Here is a 424-nt window from a genome sequence, read left to right as displayed (position 1 = left end):
GCAGGAAGTGGTTTTCCAGTGCCGCGATCGATTCCAGCGTGCGTTCCTGGGTGGCGCCGACCGGCGCCTGCACCAGCGCCATCAGCACGCCCTGGTCTTCGTTGGGCAGGAACGAGCTGGGCAGGCGCACGAACAGCACGCCCATCAGCACGAACAGCGCCGCCACGATTCCCATGAAGCGCCAGGGACGGTGGATGATGCCGCGCACGCCGCGCTGGTAGCGTTCGCTGGTGCGGTCGAAGCCGCGGTTGAAGCCATTGAAGAAGCGACCGGCCAGGCCACGGTGGGCGACGTGGTGCTCGCCCTTCTTCAGCGGCTTGAGCAGGGTCGCACACAGCGCTGGGGTCAGCACGATCGCGACCAGCACCGACAGCGCCATCGCCGAGACGATCGTGGCCGAGAACTGGCGGTAGATCACGCCGGT

1 protein-coding gene is annotated in these 424 nt (G+C 67.2%); it reads right to left on the bottom strand.

Annotated features, from left to right (window positions below; translation table 11 throughout):
- A partial coding sequence (locus tag EN846_RS33665; protein ID WP_189587192.1) for an efflux RND transporter permease subunit occupies positions 1–424 on the bottom strand: 424 nt, incomplete at both ends.

The organism is Mesorhizobium sp. M4B.F.Ca.ET.203.01.1.1 (genome assembly GCF_004791025.1).
Lineage (GTDB): Bacteria > Pseudomonadota > Alphaproteobacteria > Rhizobiales > Rhizobiaceae > Mesorhizobium > Mesorhizobium abyssinicae.
The sequence above is the reverse complement of the archived record's forward strand: the minus strand, read 5'-3'. Positions and strand labels throughout refer to the sequence as shown.